Annotated in this window: 20 protein-coding genes and 1 riboswitch; of the genes, 5 read left to right on the top strand and 15 right to left on the bottom strand. The window is 38.6% G+C overall.

Annotation, left to right across the window (positions count from 1 at the left end; all coding sequences use genetic code 11):
- Positions 1-323 precede the first annotated feature (323 nt).
- The 6 genes from LJC66_RS01805 to LJC66_RS01780 form a co-directional block, all read right to left on the bottom strand.
- On the bottom strand, positions 324-1,664 hold the full coding sequence (locus LJC66_RS01805; RefSeq protein WP_050688496.1) for an amino acid permease: 1,341 nt from the start codon (positions 1,662-1,664) through the stop codon (positions 324-326).
- Between the two features lie 158 nt (positions 1,665-1,822).
- A riboswitch (glycine riboswitch) is annotated at positions 1,823-1,903 on the bottom strand.
- 200 nt (positions 1,904-2,103) lie between these two features.
- Positions 2,104-3,453, bottom strand: coding sequence for an FAD-binding oxidoreductase (locus LJC66_RS01800; RefSeq protein WP_230931710.1), 1,350 nt, complete (start codon positions 3,451-3,453; stop codon positions 2,104-2,106).
- A gap of 339 nt (positions 3,454-3,792) precedes the next feature.
- Positions 3,793-5,178 carry a 23S rRNA (uracil(1939)-C(5))-methyltransferase RlmD gene (gene rlmD, locus LJC66_RS01795; RefSeq protein WP_195695529.1) on the bottom strand — a complete coding sequence of 462 codons (1,386 nt, stop codon included), beginning with the start codon at positions 5,176-5,178 and terminating at the stop codon, positions 3,793-3,795.
- Positions 5,179-5,340: 162 nt separating this feature from the next.
- Positions 5,341-6,150 carry a delta-lactam-biosynthetic de-N-acetylase gene (gene pdaA, locus LJC66_RS01790; protein WP_230931709.1) on the bottom strand — a complete coding sequence of 270 codons (810 nt, stop codon included), beginning with the start codon at positions 6,148-6,150 and terminating at the stop codon, positions 5,341-5,343.
- A 94-nt stretch (positions 6,151-6,244) separates the two neighbouring features.
- Positions 6,245-7,786, bottom strand: coding sequence for a fumarate hydratase (locus tag LJC66_RS01785; RefSeq protein ID WP_269067370.1), 1,542 nt, complete (start codon positions 7,784-7,786; stop codon positions 6,245-6,247).
- A 163-nt stretch (positions 7,787-7,949) separates the two neighbouring features.
- Positions 7,950-8,135, bottom strand: coding sequence for an SE1561 family protein (locus LJC66_RS01780; protein WP_050688492.1), 186 nt, complete (start codon positions 8,133-8,135; stop codon positions 7,950-7,952).
- A 203-nt stretch (positions 8,136-8,338) separates the two neighbouring features.
- Here LJC66_RS01780 and yfkAB point away from each other — a divergent pair, with 203 nt between their 5' ends.
- Complete coding sequence (yfkAB, locus tag LJC66_RS01775) at positions 8,339-9,457, top strand: radical SAM/CxCxxxxC motif protein YfkAB (protein WP_034263747.1); 1,119 nt, start codon at positions 8,339-8,341, stop codon at positions 9,455-9,457.
- Positions 9,458-9,492: 35 nt separating this feature from the next.
- Here yfkAB and LJC66_RS01770 read toward each other — a convergent pair whose 3' ends face one another.
- Positions 9,493-10,293 carry a YfkD famly protein gene (locus LJC66_RS01770; protein WP_025752771.1) on the bottom strand — a complete coding sequence of 267 codons (801 nt, stop codon included), beginning with the start codon at positions 10,291-10,293 and terminating at the stop codon, positions 9,493-9,495.
- 178 nt (positions 10,294-10,471) lie between these two features.
- Positions 10,472-11,527 carry a calcium/proton exchanger gene (gene cax, locus LJC66_RS01765; protein ID WP_016762856.1) on the bottom strand — a complete coding sequence of 352 codons (1,056 nt, stop codon included), beginning with the start codon at positions 11,525-11,527 and terminating at the stop codon, positions 10,472-10,474.
- Between the two features lie 200 nt (positions 11,528-11,727).
- Between cax and LJC66_RS01760 the strand changes: the two genes are divergently transcribed.
- Positions 11,728-12,144 (top strand): pyridoxamine 5'-phosphate oxidase family protein, encoded by a 417-nt coding sequence (locus LJC66_RS01760; RefSeq protein WP_013055138.1) that lies wholly within the window; start codon positions 11,728-11,730, stop codon positions 12,142-12,144.
- Between the two features lie 145 nt (positions 12,145-12,289).
- Here the strand turns inward: LJC66_RS01760 and LJC66_RS01755 are convergent, their stop codons facing one another.
- Together LJC66_RS01755 and LJC66_RS01750 are read right to left on the bottom strand one after the other, a co-directional pair.
- Positions 12,290-12,673, bottom strand: a complete 384-nt coding sequence (locus LJC66_RS01755) for an OsmC family protein (RefSeq protein ID WP_230931708.1) — start codon at positions 12,671-12,673, stop codon at positions 12,290-12,292.
- Positions 12,674-12,862: 189 nt separating this feature from the next.
- Positions 12,863-13,351: a phenolic acid decarboxylase gene (locus tag LJC66_RS01750; RefSeq protein ID WP_230931707.1), complete on the bottom strand. Its 489-nt coding sequence runs from the start codon at positions 13,349-13,351 to the stop codon at positions 12,863-12,865.
- 380 nt (positions 13,352-13,731) lie between these two features.
- Here LJC66_RS01750 and LJC66_RS01745 point away from each other — a divergent pair, with 380 nt between their 5' ends.
- Entirely contained in the window at positions 13,732-14,916 is a 1,185-nt protein-coding gene (locus LJC66_RS01745; protein WP_230931706.1) for an MFS transporter, read from the top strand.
- A gap of 15 nt (positions 14,917-14,931) precedes the next feature.
- Here the strand turns inward: LJC66_RS01745 and LJC66_RS01740 are convergent, their stop codons facing one another.
- Together LJC66_RS01740 and LJC66_RS01735 are read right to left on the bottom strand one after the other, a co-directional pair.
- Positions 14,932-15,855 (bottom strand): cation diffusion facilitator family transporter, encoded by a 924-nt coding sequence (locus LJC66_RS01740; protein ID WP_098659215.1) that lies wholly within the window; start codon positions 15,853-15,855, stop codon positions 14,932-14,934.
- Between the two features lie 15 nt (positions 15,856-15,870).
- Positions 15,871-16,188, bottom strand: coding sequence for an ArsR/SmtB family transcription factor (locus LJC66_RS01735; RefSeq protein WP_013081523.1), 318 nt, complete (start codon positions 16,186-16,188; stop codon positions 15,871-15,873).
- A 208-nt stretch (positions 16,189-16,396) separates the two neighbouring features.
- Between LJC66_RS01735 and LJC66_RS01730 the strand changes: the two genes are divergently transcribed.
- On the top strand, positions 16,397-16,546 hold the full coding sequence (locus LJC66_RS01730) for a BH0509 family protein (protein ID WP_035335825.1): 150 nt from the start codon (positions 16,397-16,399) through the stop codon (positions 16,544-16,546).
- A 225-nt stretch (positions 16,547-16,771) separates the two neighbouring features.
- Positions 16,772-18,691 carry a heavy metal translocating P-type ATPase gene (locus LJC66_RS01725; protein ID WP_230931705.1) on the top strand — a complete coding sequence of 640 codons (1,920 nt, stop codon included), beginning with the start codon at positions 16,772-16,774 and terminating at the stop codon, positions 18,689-18,691.
- Between the two features lie 230 nt (positions 18,692-18,921).
- Here LJC66_RS01725 and LJC66_RS01720 read toward each other — a convergent pair whose 3' ends face one another.
- From LJC66_RS01720 to LJC66_RS01710, 3 genes are read right to left on the bottom strand one after another with little or no spacing between them, the layout of a single operon-like run.
- Entirely contained in the window at positions 18,922-19,761 is an 840-nt protein-coding gene (locus LJC66_RS01720; protein ID WP_082178431.1) for a YihY/virulence factor BrkB family protein, read from the bottom strand.
- A 14-nt stretch (positions 19,762-19,775) separates the two neighbouring features.
- Positions 19,776-20,114, bottom strand: coding sequence for a hypothetical protein (locus LJC66_RS01715; RefSeq protein ID WP_050688488.1), 339 nt, complete (start codon positions 20,112-20,114; stop codon positions 19,776-19,778).
- Between the two features lie 39 nt (positions 20,115-20,153).
- On the bottom strand, positions 20,154-20,627 hold the full coding sequence (locus LJC66_RS01710) for a low molecular weight protein-tyrosine-phosphatase (RefSeq protein ID WP_216143111.1): 474 nt from the start codon (positions 20,625-20,627) through the stop codon (positions 20,154-20,156).
- Positions 20,628-20,738 lie beyond the last annotated feature (111 nt).

The raw sequence follows: 20,738 nt of genomic DNA, 5'->3' as shown, positions 1-20,738 counted from the left end.
GAAGTCTACCTTCATTTTACTCCAAAATGAAGACTTTTCCATATAAATGACGGAATTCCATCTTTAGACATAGAAGAAAAGCAATTTGTTCTATATTCCTATCAGAAAACTATGAGCTTTCTCCCTATGTTTTCTGTTAGAACAACTTTTTAGTTTTCTTCTATAAACTTTGCTTCCTGCATTTTATTCATGCAGTAGAAATCAATTATTTATCCTCCACTAAAAAGACCTCATCACGGAGTGATGAGGTCAGAAGTTTACTATATTTTTTTATAAAAAATTATGGTTGTTCCCTGCTGATTTTTTAGCCTTTAAAGATTCATTTATTTTCCCCTTCTAGTCCAGTAAAAAATAAATAAGAGAATAAACCAAACGGGCGTCAACAATAAGGCTGGGCGCGTCGCGTCAGAAAACAGCATAATAACAAGAATCACCGCAAACAAAGCTAACACAACATAGTTTATAAATGGTGTTAACGGTGCTTTGAATGCTGATGCTGCATGCAGCTGCGGACGCGTCTTTTTATACCTTAGATGGCAAATAAGAATGATACTCCACACCCAAATAAAACAAATAGCGCTAATGGTCGTTACGATGCCAAAAGCTTGGTCTGGTATAAGCTTGCTTAAAAGAGCTCCCGCTGAGATGACCAGCGTAGATACAAATAATCCGTTACTTGGTACGTGATTTTTATTCAGTTTTGCAAACTTGGATGGCCCTTGGTCATTTTTACTTAAATTATATAAGATACGGCTTGTTGAAAACATCCCGCTATTACAAGCAGAAGCGGCTGAAGTTAATACAACAAAATTAATAATTCCAGCAGCAAGCGGAATTCCGACTAAACTAAAGGTTTTAACAAATGGGCTTTCTGCTGCATTTAATTCCATCCACGGGTTAATAAATAAGAGGACGATAAGCGCTCCAACATAGAAAAATAAGATTCGCAGCGGAATTTTATTAATGGCCGATGGAATATTTTTTTGGGGATTTGATGTTTCTGCTGCCGATACCCCTACCAACTCAACCCCCACGTATGCGAATATAACCATTTGGAATGAAAGTAAGAAACCTGAAACTCCATTTGGAAACAGTCCTCCGTGATTCCAAAGGTTTTGAACAGTAACGGATCCCGCGTCTGTTTTAAATCCCATTACCAGCAAAATAACGCCAATAATAATTAACGCAAGAATCGTAATAACCTTTATTAAAGCAAACCAAAACTCTAATTCTCCAAATAATTTTACGGTTAATAAGTTAAGCCCTAATAAAATGATTACACAAATAAGTGCAGGAATCCACTGAGGAATATTGAACCAATATTTCACATATACGCCAACTGCAATCACATCAGCCATAGCTGTCATGATCCAGCAAAACCAGTACGTCCATCCGGTGACAAATGAAGCCCACGGTCCAAGATACTCTTCAGCAATATCTGTTAGTGATTGATAACCTGCTTTAGAAAGCAGTAGTTCTCCTAACGCTCTCATCACAAAGAAAAGCGCAATACCAACAATTAAATAAGCAAAGATGATAGAGGGACCCGCAAGCTGTATGGCTTTACCAGAACCTAAAAACAAGCCCGTCCCAATGGTTCCTCCAATCGCGATTAGCTGAACATGACGATTGGATAAATCCCTCTTTAATTCTCGTTGTTCCAACTCTAACTCCTCCTAACAATAAAACCTTTGATGCAAACGTGCGGACTACAAATAAAGTCCAATAAAAAAAGAGATTGGATGCGCTCCAATCTCATGGTCATAAGAATAACAAATATTAAGATACATGTTACCAATTAGTAACACGCCAAATAAATATCCGGTACTCTTCTGTCCTTTTGCCTGAGATTGTGAACCCTTCGGCGTCGCGAAACTCTCGCGATCTCTCCAGAAGCTGCTCCTGCTATAGTGTGATCCATAGCAATCATAGCTTTCTACGTATTAAATTTTTCCGATCAAGATAATGACTGTCGAATAGTTGTTTATTTTAATACCAGTTTAATGCTTTGTCAACAAGAAAGATTATTTTCATTTATTTACCTTCTTTGAAAAAAGATGATTGCACAGGTTCAATTGTCAACTTAGTATCCTTTTCCGCACGCTATCTTAGTCCCTGAGGAAACCTGAACACATTAAACGGATCGTACTTCTTATTCACTTTCTCTAATCTCTCTGCGTTGTCTCCAAAATACTCACGCTCGTAGTTTCTAAGGTTGCTGATAGGAAAGTTCACGTAGGAACCTACCGTTATACTTTTAATATCTTGAAATCGCTTATAAAGCCACTCTCTGTTGACTCTTGCATATGCATCGTCTGTCCATACAGACTGAAACCCCATAATATATCTAGCATTTCTGTAGAAAAAGGCTGTCTCTCTTTTACCAACACTGCGGATTTCTCCTCCTAGTGCATAAAAAGAAATCGCCGCATAAACGGAACCTTCTGCTGGACGCTGTATGAGATCTGTAAGATTTTCAAGCTCACCACGTGAATATGTTCTTTGCACAAATCTTCCCGTTGACTTAAATTTTTCAGACGGAGGATAGGTTGCCTCTATTTTTTTTACCGCTTCAAGAAAAGATAATGACTCTAATTCGACTCGAAACCCTTCTACTTCTGCAAAAGGCTGCAAAACCTTACGAGCTCTTTCTGGGGAGCCGTAAAAAAAGCCGTTTGCAAATATGCCTACCCCTTCTCCTTCAGCATTATAAAAGCTTGCAACTAGCGTCATACGTTTGTCCAGTTCGGGAAGCCAGTTTTGCCATATATTCATCACTTGCGCCTGCTTTTCTCTCGTAGTACCTACATAAAAGAATCGAACGAGCGTCACCGAGCTGTTCGTTGGCTTTGGAAGCTGAAACGTCATGCTTACTACAACGCCAAAGTTACCGCCACCGGCACCGCGGCATGCCCAAAAAAGATCAGCGTTACACGATTTATTTGCTTTAATGAGCTTTCCTTCATAATTGACTAACTCTAGCTCTATCAAGCTGTCGCATCCTAACCCGTAAAGTCTGCTCGAAAGTCCCCAACCTCCTCCGAGCGTAAAGCCAGACACGCCAACAGTCGGACAGGTTCCTCCTGGAAAAACATATCCGTTCGAACCGATGAAATCATACACTTCCGTATTTTTCGCTCCTGCTTCCATCTTTAAAATGTTCCGTTTTTTGTCTAATTTCAACCCATTTAATCGACTAATATCAATGACTAATACACAGTCACCCGTAGAATATCCTTCATAATGATGACCGCCAGATCGAATGCGAATCTCAATACGATGCTTGCGCGCCCAGCGGATCGCATTCACAACATCCTGCTTTTTTTCACAGTACACAATCACAAGCGGAAATTTATCAATAGCGCGATTCCATTCCTGACGAGCTTCCTCATAAATGGGGTCTTTTGGCGTTATCACTTCTCCCGTAAGCCCTTTTAAAAATATTGGGTCCATTTGACCTCTGCCACCTCTGTACATACTTTTCAGTAGTTTTATTACTATAATATTCTTGATGTGGTTAAAGGTTTGGGTTTTGGGATAGAATTTGCGTTTATTATTTTTATAAAATACGTCATTATAGTTATATTTTAAAGACATTAATTCTCTGATTTAACTTCTCTTTATCGATGTAAAAATTTACAATAATAGATTTTATAGGAATTCCACTTCACTATACTAAGATATTTTTATATTAAAGAACAGATGTTTAATTTTAATAATTCCCCCCATTAATAAAAGTACAGCTCAAAGAAAAAAGAGCAGAATCTAATCTGCCCTTTACTCTTTTTCTATTCATTTTTTTAACGTCAAACTCACTACATTCTCCACATGCGCCGTATGAGGGAACATATCCACAGGCTGAATATAATCAACATGATAAGCCTTCGACAGCTGCTGCACATCTTTGGCTAATGTGGATGGATTACAAGAAACGTAAACCACTTTCTTTGGCTTCACTTGTAAAATCGTTTTTAGAAGCTGGTCATCACAGCCTGTTCGCGGCGGGTCAACGACGATAACTTCTGGCTTCCAGCCTTCTTTTACCCATTTTGGCATCCACTTTTCAGCTGGACCCGTCACATATGTGGCATGTTCAAATCCATGATCTTTGGCATTTTTTCTCGCATCTACAATCGATTCTTCAATCGTATCCATTCCGCGAATTTCTTTGGCATCTTTAGCAAGCCATAAGCCAATTGTCCCTACTCCGCAGTAAGCATCTACAATTTTTTCATTGCCCGTTAGCGCAGCTGCTTTTTTTACTTCATCATATAGCTTCACGGTTTGAAGAGGATTCAGCTGGAAGAATGCACGAGCTGAAAGTTCGAATGAAATGTCTCCTAACGTTTCTTGAATCACTGACTTTCCAGCAAGAGTAAACGTTTCGTCTCCAAAAACAAGCGATGTTTTTTGGCCGTTTACGTTTTGTACGAGCGATTTCACTTCCGGTAGGCGACGCTGAATTTCTTTAATCAGCAGCTCTTTTTTCGGAATATCTTGTTTAGCCGTAATCAAGACAATTTGCACTTCACCCGTTTCAAATCCTACTCGAGATACGATGGTACGTACAATACCACGGCGTTTGCGCTCATTGTAGATAGGAATTTGAAGGTCTTGTAAAATTCGTTTTATTTCTTTTGTCACGTGATTTGTAGCTTTATGCTGAATGGGACAGTTTTCAATATCAATCAAGCGGTGAGAATTCAGTCCGTACAAACCAGCGATGACTTTTTGTTTGTCCACACCGACTTGAAACTGGGATTTATTACGATAGCGCCAAGGATCTTCCATACCAATCGTTTGGCGTGTTTTTTCTTCTACTTTTTTTAATGAGCTGTGACGTTCGAACGCTTGCAAAACGATATCGCGCTTGGATTCTAGCTGACCTTCATACGATAAGTGCTGAAGCTGACAGCCTCCGCACTGTTCGTAAATAGGACAGGGTGCTTCTACGCGATGAGGAGATTTTTTGCGAATTCGCTTGATTTTTCCCTCAGCAAAATTACGCTGAACGTTTGTTGCTTCTACAACCACTTCTTCATTTGGCAGTGCTCCCGGTACAAAGACGACTTGGCGCTTAAAATATCCTACGCCTTCTCCATTAATACCGAGTCTTTTTATCGTTAACGGAAACGTTTGTCCTTTTTGAACTTTCATTTCAGTTTTTGGTTTATTCATGAGACCAACTCCGATTAGTTTAAATTCTTTATATAGTTATTAACGGTCCTTAGCTGCTTAAAACCTATTAGACCGTATCGCTTTAAAAAAGACATCAACGCATATTATAACACTTCAACAGCAAAAAACCGACAGGAGAAACATTCCCATCGGTTTTTATCGTTATTTCGTTTTAGAAGAACTTTTCTTCATTTGTTTGCGTTCGTTCATTAAATCATCAATGCTTTTAAACGTATAGCCCTGCTTTTTTAAATCTACAATCGCTTGATCTAATGCATCTGCGTTATCCTTTGAAACAGTATGCAAAAGCATGATCGCACCTGGATGTATTTGAGCCATCATATTGTCGTATGAGTAGCGCCAGCCTTTTTGTTCATTCACTTTCCAGTCAACAAATGCAAGTGACCAAAATACGTTCGTATAGCCCTCTTGCTTTGAAAGAACTAGCGTTCGTTCACTAAATACGCCTCTAGGTGAGCGAAGATACTTCATTTCATCACGACCCGTAATGTTCTTGTATTCATCTTTTACTTTTTGCAGTTCTTCTTTAAAACGTGTGTCATCCACTTGAGTTAAGTCAGGGTGATGCCATGAATGATTGCCGACAATATGCCCTTCTTTTACCATTCGCTTAATTAGCTCAGGCTCTTCTTTTAAATAATGTCCTGTTACAAAGAACGTCGCAGGAACCTTTCTTTTTTTGAGGACGTCTAATACCTGCGGTGTATAGCCATTTTCATAACCGTTATCAAATGTTAAATAAATATTTTTTTTAGTTGTATCTCCGAGGTAAAAAGCATCATACTTAGCAAGAATTTGTTCATAAGCTGTACCTGCGGATGCGGGCTTGTGATTTTTGCTTTTTTGAAATCCCCAGCTAATCGGAGTGTTTGGATACATTTGTGCTTCAACAGATGATATGCCTGTTGACATCACAAATAAAAAAACGAGAAAAAAGGTGAACCGGCGCATAAGAAGCTCCTTTCGGAAGTCATTTTACGCTTAGTATCCACTCAATTTTCTCGTTCATGAACGTTACTTTTTACCATAAGCTCCGGACGTATGTTTATTTAAATACCGGTTCTTTAAATTGCTCAAGCTTTTCAAAGGAAGACTTGTCTACATCTGCATGCAAGCTGTTTCCGTGTGAATCCATCGTCACTACAGCTGTAAAGCCTTCTACTTTTAAATGCCACATTGCTTCAGGAATACCGAACTGCATCAAATCAACGCCTTCTACACTCTTGATACAGTCAGCATAGTACTGTGCAGCTCCGCCGATCGCATTTAAATATACGCCGCCGTGCTCTTGAAGAGCAGCAAGTGTTTTAGGACCCATACCGCCTTTACCGATAACCGCGCGAATACCAAATTTCTTCATAATATCTCCTTGGTACGGTTCTTCACGGATACTTGTTGTTGGTCCTGCAGCGGTTACGTGCCATTTTTCATCTTCATCTTTTAACATAACCGGACCACAGTGATAAATGATTTGTCCATTTAAATCAATTGGCGCATCGTGATCTGTTAAATGCTTATGAATAGCGTCGCGTCCTGTGTACATCATACCGTTGATACGCACCACGTCGCCAACTTTTAATTCACGAATTTGCTCTTCTGTAATAGGTGCTTGCAATACAACTTCTTTTGTTTCATCCGCTTTTTGTTTCTCTTCTGCACCTGCATTTTTATTAAAATCTACTTCTTCGCCTTCTTGATACAGCCACTCTTGAACGCTTCCTGTATCGGCATTGATTTTAACGCCCAAACGGCGGTAAGCCCAGCAGTTATACGCAACTGACACATAGAAGCTAGCAGGAATACGATTAATAACGCCGACTTTACAACCAAGTAATGTCGTTTCTCCGCCAAAGCCCATTGTACCAATTCCTAACTTATTGGCATTTTCCATTACATACTCTTCTAATTCTTTCAGCTGAGCATTTGGATTTTCGTCATCTAAGTTTCGGAACAGCTGCTCTTTTGCTAATTCATAGCCTGTTGTACGGTCGCCACCGATTCCAACACCAATGACGCCGGCACTACAGCCTTGACCTTGTGCTTGATACACAGAGTGCATCACACATTTACGAATTCCGTCTAAATCACGGCCAGCTCTACCTAAACCTTCTACTTCACAAGGCAGGCTGTACTGAATGTTTTTATTTTCACAGCCGCCGCCTTTTAAAATAAGACGCGCATCAATATAGTCATTTTCCCACTGTTCAAACTTAATAACCGGCGTGCCGCCGCCTAAATTATTACCGCTGTTTTCTCCCGTTAACGAATCTACGGAGTTAGGGCGAAGCTTTCCGTGCTTTGTTGCTTCTTCAATTGCCCAATAAATCGCTTCTTTAATTTGAAGCTGATTCACTCCTACAGGGGTTTTAATTTTAAATGTTGGCATACCTGTATCTTGACAAATTGGTGATAAATTATCATCCGCCATTTTAATATTATTGGTAATGGTCGCTAAAGACATTGCTGCACGCGTTCCTGCATTTTCACGCGCTTTTGCCTTTGCGATAGCACGTCGAACGTCTTTTGGCAATTTTGTAGATGTTTCAACAATTAAATCGTACATGCTTTGTTTTAAAGCTTCAATCATCACTTAATTCCTCCCATATCCCGCTAATGTATGTATTTATCTATCTGTCGTACAACTTTCAAAATTTATTATACTCCTTCAAAAATTGTTTCGAAAGACCTTTATAGGAGGATTTCCACTTCAAGCAAAAAAGCGCTAGTTTTTCTAGCGCTTTTTCCTTTGTTCATTCTTTATCTTTTTTAAACTGCTCACATTTTGCTTCGAGGTCATCAATCATTGTAATCAAACGGTCAATGTCTTCTAGTTCGGTGTTTTCAGGCTCCATAGAGTCTAATACGTGTACAAACATATTTAAACGATCTTTTAAATAACGTACTTGTGAATCTTTATCTCGAACGGCGTTTCCCATTTTAAACCCTCCTGATATAGCTTTTCATTCGTATTTCTTTATATCCTAACGAATACTTTCATATTTGACAACTAAAAGCAATAAAATCCATAATAGTCACTGGTGTCCGTTTTGAATGAGTCGTATAATTTATTCTAGCAGGACGGACCGTGAGATGTTTTCATCATCATTTCACTTTACGGAAAAATAAAAGGAGTTTTTTTATGGCCACTTTACAACGAATTACCCCGGAGTTCGATCCGTGGGAAGCGTATTTAGATATGAAACAATATGGCAAACCCACGCTTACAAACGTTGAATTTACCACAACGACGCTTTGTAATATGCGATGTGAGCACTGCGCAGTTGGATATACGCTGCAGCCAAAAGACCCAAACGCACTGCCGCTTGATTTAATTTTAAAACGTCTCGATGAAATTCCAACTCTTCGAGCGTTAAGCATTACGGGCGGAGAGCCGATGATGTCTCTATCTTCTGTGAAAAATTATGTGGTGCCTTTATTAAAGTATGCACATGAACGAGGTGTCCGTACACAGATTAATTCAAATTTAACATTAGATCTTGCTCGTTACGAACAAATCATTCCTTATTTAGATGTTTTACATATTTCTCACAACTGGGGAACGATGGATGACTTTGTGGAAGCTGGCTTTGCAATGATGGAGCGAAAGCCTACTTATGAGCAGCGCGCCAAATATTTCGACCGTATGATTGAAAACAGCCGCGCGCTTGTAAAAGCAGGTGTAACCGTATCAGCTGAAACGATGTTAAATAAACGTACGCTTCCTCATATGGAAAAGATTCATCGTCAAATTGTTGATGAAATGCTTTGTCAGCGTCACGAAGTACACCCTATGTATCCAAGTGACTTTGCCAGCACTCTAGAAACATTATCTCTTCCTGAAATGCGTCAAGCTATTCATCACCTTCTTGATATTCGAGATGAAAATGTGTGGATGCTATTCGGCACGCTGCCGTTTTATGCATGCAGCAATAATGAGGAAGACTTAACGCTCTTACAACGCTTATATAGCAGTAAAAATGTAACCGTTCGAAACGATCCAGACGGGCGCTCTCGCCTAAATGTAAATATTTTTGACGGAGATATTATCGTAACCGATTTTGGGGATACGCCTCCTCTTGGCAACATTCAAGATACAAAGCTTACAGACGCTTTTGATACGTGGCAGCAAAGCACGATTTCTAAAGAACTTAGCTGTCATTGTTCAGCAGTGTCTTGTTTGGGACCTAATATTTTGGTGAAAAACAGCTATTATCAAGATACTGATTTTAGCAAACTCCAAGCGAATATCACAAAATAACAAAAAGAGATTCCACCACTGGAATCTCTTTTTTATTATCTCGGCTGATCGTAAGCCCCAAAGCTTAAGGAAACATAATCTTGTACTGGAATCCATGCTCCAATTCCTTGAGACGTTACATTTCTCACTACAATTGAACGCTTGCTTCCTTTTACCGTTACATACACTTCTCCATATGTTACTTTTCCTTTTTCACTTACAGCAGGCGTATACGCATACAGATAACCTACTTTTTTAGGAGCTACGTTATAGACCTGGTCTTTTTTCGTTCCGGCACCTACAAACGTTTGAAATGATAAAGTGAGCTTTGTTTTTTTAGCTGCTTCAATTAGCATCATTTGTTTCACATGATCAGGCTGAGGTACTTTTGCTGTTAATCCGCCTTTTATATGGCTTTGATTTTCCTGGCTGTACATCATTTTGTACTGAGTTTTTCCTGCTCTGTTATCATAATGATTTGTATTGATTCGCTGGTGCTGCCAGTTAACGTTTGTTTCTGTTGATTCGTAATTTAATGGCCACTGTCCTAAAAAGATAGTTGCTCTAAAACCAATTGCCCATGGAGTTTTAGAAATGTTTGATTCATTTAATATACGAATTAAATCAGGGTTTTCAATTTTCACATTTGATGTTTCAATGAGCTCTTTTGTAAACTCACTCGGCTGCAAATATGGCGTATCTTGACTAGCATTTGGATACGTATTTTCTTTTGAAATATTTAAAGCTGAAGAAGGCACGTTGATGGTAGGCTGAGCTGTTTTCGCAATGGCGATCTTCGTTGAACATGAAAATGAAATAATGATGGTAAACACAAATAAAAGCAATTTACGTAACATCTAGAAACTCCTTTCAACATCGTTAATGAATGCAACCATAGTTTTTTCAAACATCTCCTGTTTTATCCTGAATACTAAAAGGGAAATTCTTCTATTTACTTACACAAAAAGAATCCGAACGATTAATCGTTCGGATTCTTCCTTCAACTAAAACATGTTTGTCCCAGCCTCTTCTTTTTTAAATAAGATAAAAACCAATTCCCATAATAATATAAGCACCTAAAAGAGTTGCACCTTCGAACCAGTTTGTATCTCCGTCATTAGAAATAGCAATAGTTAAAAATACGGCCGTTACCATCGCAATCAACTCAGGCCAAGTAAAGACAAGAGACATTTGGTTTTCGAACATCAGCGAAACTAACACTAATATTGGTGCTACAAACATCGCGACTTGTAAAGTGGATCCAACAGCAATTTCAACAGCTACACCCATGCGGTTTTTAACAGCCATAATAATAGCGGAAGCGTGCTCTGCTGCGTTTCCAACAATCGCTACAATAATGACCCCGATGAACAGCTCACTCCACCCAAAACTTTCGGATACAATTTCGATTGTACTAACCAAGCTTTCGGATACGTAAGCTACAGCTAACGTAGACAAAAAGAGAACAGTAATCGCTTTCCACATTGACCATTCTGGCTCTTCATGTTCTTCCACTTCTTCACTTTTATGCTGATACACGCCTCGGTGCGTTACCAGCTTAAAAAATAACGCCGCTAAGTACAAGATGATGAGAATAATGGATATTCCGACACTCAGGGACATGGTCTTCGCTTCGTCCATTTCGCTAGCAAACACTTCAGGAATAACAAACGCAACGATAACGGCAAAGATCAATAATCCAGAATTATGTCTTGCATCATAGACATTAAATTCTTGGCGCTTAAATTTTAATCCCCCAATGAAGAATGAAAGACCGCCTACAAGAAGGAGATTTCCTAATACAGAACCGGTTAACGATGCAAGCACCACAGCTGTAAGGCCTTCTTTTAGGGCAAAAATAGAAATAATTAATTCTACAGCGTTACCAAACGTAGCATTTAATAGACCGCCTATTCGAGGACCAGCTACAACAGCTAAGCTCTCTGTTGCTCTCCCCATAAAAGCTGCGAGGGCAATGATTGTTAAACAGTAAATAATAAACATAAGAACATCTGACCAGTGCATCATGTGCCCAATAACAGATAGCGGCACCCCAAGAATAACCGCTATTAGAAAAATCCGATTGATCATCGATATGTACACCTACCTTATTCATTTTTTGACAACAAAATCAATCATATCAAATTAATGGAATTTGTATAGACTCACCGTCAATGTTAGTATTTTTAACCTATTTTTATAAAAGATAAACCCTTAATTGATTTTTGATTAAGATAGTTAAAAATCAGCCAAACTACCAAGGGTAAAAAGATATAATAAGGAGTGAAAAAATGAGCAATAATGATGTGAAAAATCAAATTTTATCCGTACTGGATGACTATACAATTGGGACGTTAGCTACAATTCAAGATGGAAAACCTTATTCACGCTTTATGATGTTTTTTCATGAAGACCTTGTGCTCTACACCGCCACCAATAAAGATACCCATAAAGTCGAAGAACTAGAAAAAAACCCTTACGTTCATATTTTGTTAGGCTATGATGGGCAGGGTTGGAGTGATCCGTATGTAGAGGTAGAAGCCAAAGTAAATGTAGAAACAAACGAAGAGTTAAAAAAGAAATTTTGGAATGAAAAGTTAAAAGAGTGGATTAAAAGTCCAGATGATCCAAATTATTTGCTTCTTCAGCTGACTCCTGAACGCATGCGCTATTTTGATAAAGCCGGCAGCAAACCGAAGGAAATATGAGATTGAGACGTAGCTAAGTCCATTCCATCTGAAGACGAACAAATGGGAGCAAGGAGCTGAACCGCTTGTAACAACACCATAAAAATCCGAACGAGTTTGATTCATCGTTCGGATCTTCTTCAACTAAAATATTTTTGTCCCAACCTCATTTAATTTCGAAGGTTTCTGTCACTTCAATACTGTCAATAACCGACTGTAGCATCGAACAATTTTTTCGTGCTAGCTCAATTGATTTTTCAATTTTTTCTAATGGAAGGTCTTCTCCTGTGATGATATAGTGCAAATGAATTTTTTCGATTCGCCCCGCTTTTTCATCATTTCGCGTCACATCAGCTTGGATGCGTAAATCGGAAAAAGCAATCCTTTTTTTCTCTAGAATCTTTCTTAACACGCCTCCGCTGCAAACAGCAATGGACGATACCATGAGCTGATACGGACGAAAGCCATACTCTTCATCTCCGGCGATATGCAGCTCTCCATAAGGAAGATTTGTTGTAAATCCCGCCTCTTTTTTCATGTTAAATTCCATTTCCTTCACTCCTTTACTTCATTATAAACCGCTTTTTATATAACCAACTACTCTCAATACGGATACTTGTTACACCGTCACCATAAAAAAATCCGAACGAATTTGATTCCCCATCAAGAATCTCGATTTATCGTTCGGATCTTCCTTCAACTAAACTACTTTTGTCTCAGCCTTTTTTATGACTCTGTGTTAAATTAATTTTCCGGCGCGAATATCATTTGTCATTCCTTCGTAAGGCGCTTGAGCGATAACTTCCTCATTGTTCGCTCCGACATTTTTGATAAATGTAATGTCAGCAAATTCGGGTACAACATATTTCGGATATGTTTCGTATTTTTCACGGGATTCATGCATTAAATCAAGATGATCATTTTGATAGCACACGGTAATTTCAGGATGTTCATGTACCCATTTTGGGAAGAAAATAATGCCGTGCATCCGTTTTTCATCAGGCATAAAGTTCAAAGATACATCTGTTCCAGTCGGCTCAGTCCACGATACTTTATATACACCTTCTGTTAATTTCACAATATCTACTTTTTGGTCGCGAACCCATCGTCCTGCCACCATTCCGCTATGAATACGATAATCGATTGTATTTTCGTTTTTGATATAAATTTCATATTCCCATCCGTTTTCGTATGTGTAAATCATATGATTTCCAATAAATTTTCCCATTTTTATATCGCTCCTTTGATTTATAACACTTCGTATATATCTGACACAACGCGATCCGATCTAAGCGTCTCACAGCAGTGCCTAGAAAAACGCAGTTTTGTAAGCGTTTGTATTTCGCATTTCCTGTATGACCAATGACAATCGCTGTACCGACATTGATTGTGAATGTCGCTATTTTCTTAAGCACTGTTTGTATCCTAGCGATCACTTTTTATTTGTAAATAAAAACATGTAACTATTTACATGTTTTATTCTACTTCCCTTATAAAAAGATGTCAAATTAACAGCACAGCACGTCTACATCCTTGTCAATAAAGCGTTTTCCTTGTACGATTAAACAGTTAGATTGACAAAATATAGATAAAAAGAGGTTGAATGCTGTGAGTGCTACTCATAAACAACGTTTCTGGATTTTAGTTAGCCTTGTCGCCATTTCTGGATTCAGCCAAGGTATGCTGCTGCCTTTAATTGCTATTATTTTTGAGAAAGATGGTCTTTCTTCTACTATAAACGGATTAAACGCAACTGGATTGTATCTAGGTATTTTATTTATTTCTCCTTTCATGGAAGGGCCGCTTCGCAGATACGGATATAAACCAATTATCGCAGCAGGCGGACTTTTAGTTATTGTATCTTTAGCTTTGTTTCCCCTGTGGAAATCTGTTGTTTTTTGGTTTGTGCTCCGTTTATTTATTGGAATAGGAGATCACGCGCTGCACTTTGGTACTCAAACGTGGATTACATCGTCTTCACCTGCTGATAAACGAGGTCGAAACATTTCATTGTACGGGCTCTTTTTCGGTATTGGTTTTGCGGTTGGCCCTTTAATGACGCCGTTAATTGAAATTAATCAAGCGCTTCCTTTTATGATTTCTTCAGCTCTCTGCCTCATAACATGGGTGTTTTTATTTTTGATAAAAAATGAATTTCCCCTACAGGAAGTGGAGGTTAATTCATTAAAAGAAACGGCTAAGCGATTTTCTAAGGCGGCTAAGTATGGTTGGATTGCTTTTTTGCCGCCTTTTGGATATGGATTTTTAGAATCATCACTGAACGGAAGCTTTCCTGTATATGGCTTACGAATTGGTTTGCAAGTAGAGTTTATTTCACTCCTCTTGACTTCCTTTGCAGTTGGAGCTATTGTATTTCAGCTTCCTCTCGGAATACTGAGCGATAAACTTGGACGAAAATTGGTATTAGGATGGATTTTATCCATTGGAGCCGTTACGTTTTTTACAGCAAGCCTCTTGGAAGAGACCGCTATTCCATTGGTAGCTTGTTTATTTATAGCTGGCATGGTTGTAGGCTCGACGTTTAGTTTAGGAATCAGCTATATGACGGATTTGATTCCTGCTCGTCTACTGCCTACAGGTAATTTACTATGCGGCATTGCTTTTAGTATCGGAAGCCTTGCCGGCCCTTACATAGGCGGCACGTTTATTCAGTTCTTTCACCATATCAGCTTTTTTAATATTATTAGCGGGATGCTTGGCTTTATTTTTATTATTCTTTTTGTATTCGGACAAAAGATGCCTATGCAACAAAAAACAAGCGAGAACCTATAGGTCCTCGCTTGTTTTTTAAACTTTTAGCGTTCGATGCTGAAGAGCTGATTTTTCAATTTGTATCGTGGTATGCTCAATGCCGCAGTGATCATGTACTAAATCGATGGCTTTTTGCAAAATTTGCTGACAATCTTTTTCATCTTCTACGCGCATATGACAGCTCAATGAGTCCAGTCCTGAAGTAATGGTCCAAATGTGTAAATCATGCACATCTTTGACTCCTTCAATGTTTTCAAGAAGGTTTTTTATTTCACTGTGGTCTACCCCTTCAGGAGAGCCTTCCATCAAAATATGAACGCTATGAGCAAGCACGCCCCAAGCGCTTTTTAAAATTAATACAGACACAACTACAGAAATAATAGGGTCAGCAATATACCATCCAAAGAGCATCATAAGAAGTCCAGCTACAATAGCTCCAATAGATCCTAAAGCATCTCCCAATACGTGTAAGTAAGCGCTGCGTAAATTTACGTTTCCTTTTACATCGCCTTGTCTCATAAGTGACCATGCGCTGATTAAATTAGCGAGTAAACCAACAGTAGCAATCAGCATCATGCTGCCGCTTGCTACAGACTGCGGCTCTAATACGCGCTGATAGGCTTCATAGATGATAAATCCTGCTATTACAAACAGTGCCACTCCGTTAAAAAGAGCCGCTAATATTTCAAAACGATAATAACCGTACGTTTTTTTAGCCGATGCAGCTCGATTAGCAAACCATATCGCTACAAGGCTAAGAGCAAGTGAGCTTGTATCAGAAAGCATGTGTCCGCTATCGGATAATAACGCTAAACTATTTGTAAAAAGCCCTCCAACAAACTCAAGAACCATAATACCCGCTGTGATAATGAGTGCAATTAACAGACCTTTTTTGTTGCCTTCACGCTGTGTATCAAAATGGTGATGGTGACCATGATGGTGGTGATGATCATGACTCATGCAAAGCCCCTCCTTTTATTCGTTATGTGCGCATTCTACGTGCTGAATTACTTGATGCAGTATTCCAACCACGTGTTCATCATCGTACGTATAGAAATACGTATTCCCTTCACGGCGATATTTTACTAAACGTAAATGACGCAAGTGAGTTAACTGATGTGAAATAGCTGATTGTGAAACACCAAGCACTTCAACCATATGACCGACTGAACACTCTTCTTGAAATAGCAAATAAAGAATTTTCATTCTCGTAGGATCTGAAATAGCTTTTAGTATTCTTGACGCTTCTTCTACTGTTTGAGGCGATAAAAACGAATGTTCATCTTTTTTCATAACATCTCTCCGTTCATTATATGCAAGTATATGAGCATATGTTCATATATAAATTATAAAACACCTTTTTCTATATAGTCAATTATTTACGTCTTTCTAAATTTTTTTGCCTATTTTAAAAAAAAATCCACACAAAATACTTTTTCTGTTATATAATACAATTAAATATAATAAACTGTATTAAAACAGATGGAGAGGAGAATAATAAATGAGCAGACAAGAACGCAAAAACATGATTACATTTATTGAAACAATGAAGGGGATTGACCGTGAAACCTTAATGTACATGACGGATGCCGATATCGAGCACATTTACACTTCCGCTTATAGATATTATGAAGAACATTTAGATATGTAGTACGTTTTTTACAGAATGCAGACGTCCAGCTGCATTCTGTTTTTATTTTTTAGGCGTTAGTCGTTACCTCCTTGCTTGTTCCGTGCTATACTATACTAAATATCCCAATTTAAAAGACAATAAATGAAAGAAATGTGCTGCTATCGCTGAGATGGCAGCTTTCGTGCTTTTTTAGGGGTAATGATTGTGATTATTCTTCTCAATTATCGTTCAAGGAGGATTTGTATGGAAAATGTGTTACCTAAAAAACAAGAACAAGCGCGGCAAACATCTTCTGCTGTCAATGTATTAAAAACACATGGTGAACTCATTGCTGCATTGTTAAGCGGCGTGCTAATTTTAGCCGGCTGGCTGCTGTCAAAACAGCAGGATACTGCTCTATCTATTACGCTCTTTGTATTAGCTTACGTGATAGGCGGATTTGCTAAAGCAAAAGAAGGCATTGAAGAAACGATTGAAAATAAAGAATTGAATGTCGAAATGTTAATGATTATTGCAGCCATTGGAGCGGCTGTAATTGGCTACTGGACAGAAGGCGCTATGCTTATTTTCATTTTTGCATTAAGCGGTGCATTAGAAACGTACACCATGAATAAAAGCAATCGAGAAATTAGCGCCTTGATGAATTTACAGCCGCAAGAAGCAACGCGTCTGATTGGAGATCAAGAAGAAATTTTATCCATTTCAGATTTACAAATCGGTGACTTGCTGTTAGTTAAGCCGGGTGAACGAGTGCCATCCGATGGTATTGTTGTCTCAGGTCAAACAACGATTGATCAGGCTGCTATTACAGGGGAATCTGTTCCTGTACTAAAACAGCTCGATGATGAAGTATTCGCGGGCACGGTGAATGTGAAAGGCGCCATTACCATTAAAATGACAAAGCCAAGTGCTGAGACGCTGTTTCAAAAGATCATTCAACTTGTTCAAACGGCTCAAAGTGAAAAGTCGCCTTCTCAATTGTTTATTGAACGATTTGAAGGCACATACGTAAAAATTGTTCTATCGGTTGTGGCAGTTATGCTATTTCTCCCACACTATGTGCTTGGATGGAGCTGGACCGAGACATTTTACCGTGCAATGATTCTCTTAGTTGTAGCGTCTCCTTGCGCTCTGGTTGCATCTATCACTCCTGCTTCGCTGTCTGCTATTTCAAACGGAGCAAAAAAAGGAATTTTGTTCAAAGGCGGCGTTCATTTGGAAAGGTTAAGCCATTTAAGCGCAATCGCTTTTGATAAAACAGGAACGTTAACAAAAGGAAAGCCAGAAGTGACAAATGTCATTGTCCGTTCTGATATGAACGAACAGGAATTTCTTGTTAAAATCGCATCAATTGAACGTCAGTCCAATCATCCCCTTGCTCAATCCATTGTTGACTTTGTGAAAAACAAGCAGGAATTGATCCTCGTTCAGCCAGATTCGCTTGAAGACGTTCCCGGATATGGTGTCATTGGGTCTCTTCAAGGAAATACGTGGAAGATAGGAAAAGCAGATTTTGTAGGTAAAGAAGATGCAGGTGAATTTGAAAATGGGATTTCATCTGCGCTTGCCAGTGAAGGAAAAACGATTGTGTACGCAAAAGACCAGCATGGTATTGTGGGATTGCTTGCGCTAAAAGACGTTGTACGAACAGAAGCTGTAGATGCTGTTAAATCTCTTAAAGAGCAGGGTATTCATACCGTCATGATTACAGGAGACAGCGAAAAAACAGCCGAAGCCATTTCAAAAGAATGTGCAGTTGATGAATACATTGCAGAATGTTTGCCTGAAGCGAAAGTAGATAAAATTAAAGCGTTAAAAGAAAAATTCCCTACCGTTTCAATGGTAGGAGATGGCATTAACGATGCACCTGCTCTTGCTACTGCTAACGTTGGAGTAGCCATGGGAGAAGGAACGGATGTGGCACTTGAAACAGCGGATATCGTTTTAATGAAAAATGATCTATCAAAAATTTCGGATGCAGTAGCTCTTTCCAGAAGAATGAACTCAATTGTGAAGCAAAACGTTATTTTTTCTATTGCCGTCATCTTTTTATTAATTTGTTCAAATTTTTTCCAAGTGCTTGATATGCCATTTGGTGTTATAGGTCACGAAGGCAGCACCATTTTAGTTATCTTAAACGGCCTTCGCTTGCTAAAATCTTAACGAAAAAAAAGCCTAACGTATTTGTTAGGCTTTTTATTATGGAAATCAATGCCTTAATGGTAACCGTTTTGTCCATTTTGGCTGTTGCTTGTTTTATGCTTTGGCTGGCTCTTTTTATTTTGCTTTGTATTGCTTCCGTCTTTTTTTGTATGCTTTGTCATGATGTAAAACCTCCCTTTCACTTTGTTAGTATGCTCATATCTTGCGAATGATTTCATCCCAATTTGTGACTATGAAGATTTAAACCGACGGTCGTAGAAAATAGCGTTAATTTCTCCTCCAATAACGATAATCATCCCCGATAGGTACAGCCAAATAAGCAGGATAATAATTCCGCCCAAGCTTCCATATGTAGCTGTATAGTTATTGAAATGATTTACGTAATATGCAAACAGCATCGATACCACTGTCCATCCGACCGTAGCAAAAGCCGCTCCTTTTACCACATTTCGAATCAGCAGCTTTTTATTAGGAGCAAAGTAATATAACCCCGTAAAAACAGTAAACAAAATGAGACCGCTGATAATCCAGCGGGAAGCAGACCATAAAGCGAGAAAGGTTTCTGAAAACCCAAACGTAGACGATAAATAAAGACCAATCATATGACCGAAAACAGGAAGTAAAAGCGCTACAATAATAACAAATATCATCGCAAAAGTAAGGAGAACTGCCATACCTCTCGCCACTAAAAAAGGCCGATTTTCTTGTACGTGATACGCTCGGTTAAATGCTCTTACAATCGCATTAATTCCATTTGAAGCAGACCACATCGTCGCAATGATACCAAAGGACAATAGCTTTTCATTATGAGAACCAATGATATGGGAAACGTTGCTTTCAATCATGTGCAGCGTTTGCTGTGGCGCTACATTTTCGACCAAGTCAAGCAGGTCTGTTGATTCCAATGGCAAAAATCCAATCAGTGTAATTAAGAAAATTAAAAAAGGAAATAGCGAGAGCAGCAAATAATAAGCCAATTCAGCTGATAAACTGGGCAGCTCATCTCGATGAATGCGGCCCATCAGTTCTTTGCCAAACCTTACGATGTTATTTATGTACATTCCAGCCATATGTGCCTCCTTATTTATTTTTGTTCATCACCATACTTCTCCACAAATGCTTCTTTTGTATCGTTTACAATTTCCATCACCTGAGGCGTTGTTTCTTTTAACTTTTCTACTTTTCCTGCTACAAATGATACATCTTCAGAAACTTGCTCAATGGTCGTGCGAATGGTTTCGTATTTCTCTTTGACAGTATCCGTTACAAGTTCAGGGTGCTGAATAAGATTTGTTGTTTTGTCTTTCAGTTTTTTACTTCCTTGAATGACGGATCTTCTTGTTTCTTTATCAAATAAAGAAACAGCTCCTCCTATAATTGCTCCAATGACAATACCTTCTACTAGCTTATTGCGTTTACCCATTTGTCGTTTCTCCTCCGTTTTTTATTTTTTAAGTATCGCTTATTCCGAGAAATGCTTCTCTATAATTTCGTCTAAAAGAGCCTTGCATCCTTCTTGAACTAAGTCATATACTTCGTCAAAATTTCCCGTGAAATAAGGATCAGGCACATCTTCAATATGTAAATCGGGCACAAAATCCAAAAGCCTTGCAATATAACCTGTTTTAGTATGTCCAGCCATCCTTCTCAGATTTCCTACATTTTCGACATCCATTCCAATAATATAATGAAATTTAGCTACATCCTCTTGAATCACTTGTCTTGCTGTTTGCCCTTTAAAATCAATGTTGTTTTTCGTTAAAATAGATTGCGTCCCTTCATGAGGAGGATTGCCTTTGTGCCAGCCTCCTGTGCCTGCAGAATCTACGTGAATTTTTCCTTCCAGCCCTTTTTTCTTCACCATATCTTTAAAGACCGCTTCTGCCATGGGTGAACGACAAATATTTCCTAAACAAACGAATAATACGTTAATCATAGTCTCGACTCCTTTCCCTTATTACAAACATTATATACAATCATTTTTAAACTAAAAAATAGTTTTCTTTTATTTATATCGTTTCCACTCTTCTGTGGATAAGAACCTGAC

The organism is Priestia sp. TSO9, assembly GCF_021029645.1.
Classification (GTDB): domain Bacteria; phylum Bacillota; class Bacilli; order Bacillales; family Bacillaceae_H; genus Priestia; species Priestia megaterium_E.
The sequence above is the reverse complement of the archived record's forward strand: the minus strand, read 5'-3'. Positions and strand labels throughout refer to the sequence as shown.

Coding starts and splice junctions, on each gene's coding strand:
- LJC66_RS01800 (WP_230931710.1), bottom strand. CDS start 3,453: ATGGACCCAATATTTTTAAAAGGGCTTACGGGAGAAGTGATAACGCCA.
- rlmD (WP_195695529.1), bottom strand. CDS start 5,178: ATGAATAAACCAAAAACTGAAATGAAAGTTCAAAAAGGACAAACGTTT.
- pdaA (WP_230931709.1), bottom strand. CDS start 6,150: ATGCGCCGGTTCACCTTTTTTCTCGTTTTTTTATTTGTGATGTCAACA.
- LJC66_RS01785 (WP_269067370.1), bottom strand. CDS start 7,786: ATGATTGAAGCTTTAAAACAAAGCATGTACGATTTAATTGTTGAAACA.
- LJC66_RS01780 (WP_050688492.1), bottom strand. CDS start 8,135: ATGGGAAACGCCGTTCGAGATAAAGATTCACAAGTACGTTATTTAAAA.
- yfkAB (WP_034263747.1), top strand. CDS start 8,339: ATGGCCACTTTACAACGAATTACCCCGGAGTTCGATCCGTGGGAAGCG.
- LJC66_RS01770 (WP_025752771.1), bottom strand. CDS start 10,293: ATGTTACGTAAATTGCTTTTATTTGTGTTTACCATCATTATTTCATTT.
- cax (WP_016762856.1), bottom strand. CDS start 11,527: ATGATCAATCGGATTTTTCTAATAGCGGTTATTCTTGGGGTGCCGCTA.
- LJC66_RS01760 (WP_013055138.1), top strand. CDS start 11,728: ATGAGCAATAATGATGTGAAAAATCAAATTTTATCCGTACTGGATGAC.
- LJC66_RS01755 (WP_230931708.1), bottom strand. CDS start 12,673: ATGGAATTTAACATGAAAAAAGAGGCGGGATTTACAACAAATCTTCCT.
- LJC66_RS01750 (WP_230931707.1), bottom strand. CDS start 13,351: ATGGGAAAATTTATTGGAAATCATATGATTTACACATACGAAAACGGA.
- LJC66_RS01740 (WP_098659215.1), bottom strand. CDS start 15,855: ATGAGTCATGATCATCACCACCATCATGGTCACCATCACCATTTTGAT.
- LJC66_RS01735 (WP_013081523.1), bottom strand. CDS start 16,188: ATGAAAAAAGATGAACATTCGTTTTTATCGCCTCAAACAGTAGAAGAA.
- LJC66_RS01730 (WP_035335825.1), top strand. CDS start 16,397: ATGAGCAGACAAGAACGCAAAAACATGATTACATTTATTGAAACAATG.
- LJC66_RS01725 (WP_230931705.1), top strand. CDS start 16,772: ATGGAAAATGTGTTACCTAAAAAACAAGAACAAGCGCGGCAAACATCT.
- LJC66_RS01720 (WP_082178431.1), bottom strand. CDS start 19,761: ATGGCTGGAATGTACATAAATAACATCGTAAGGTTTGGCAAAGAACTG.
- LJC66_RS01715 (WP_050688488.1), bottom strand. CDS start 20,114: ATGGGTAAACGCAATAAGCTAGTAGAAGGTATTGTCATTGGAGCAATT.
- LJC66_RS01710 (WP_216143111.1), bottom strand. CDS start 20,627: ATGATTAACGTATTATTCGTTTGTTTAGGAAATATTTGTCGTTCACCC.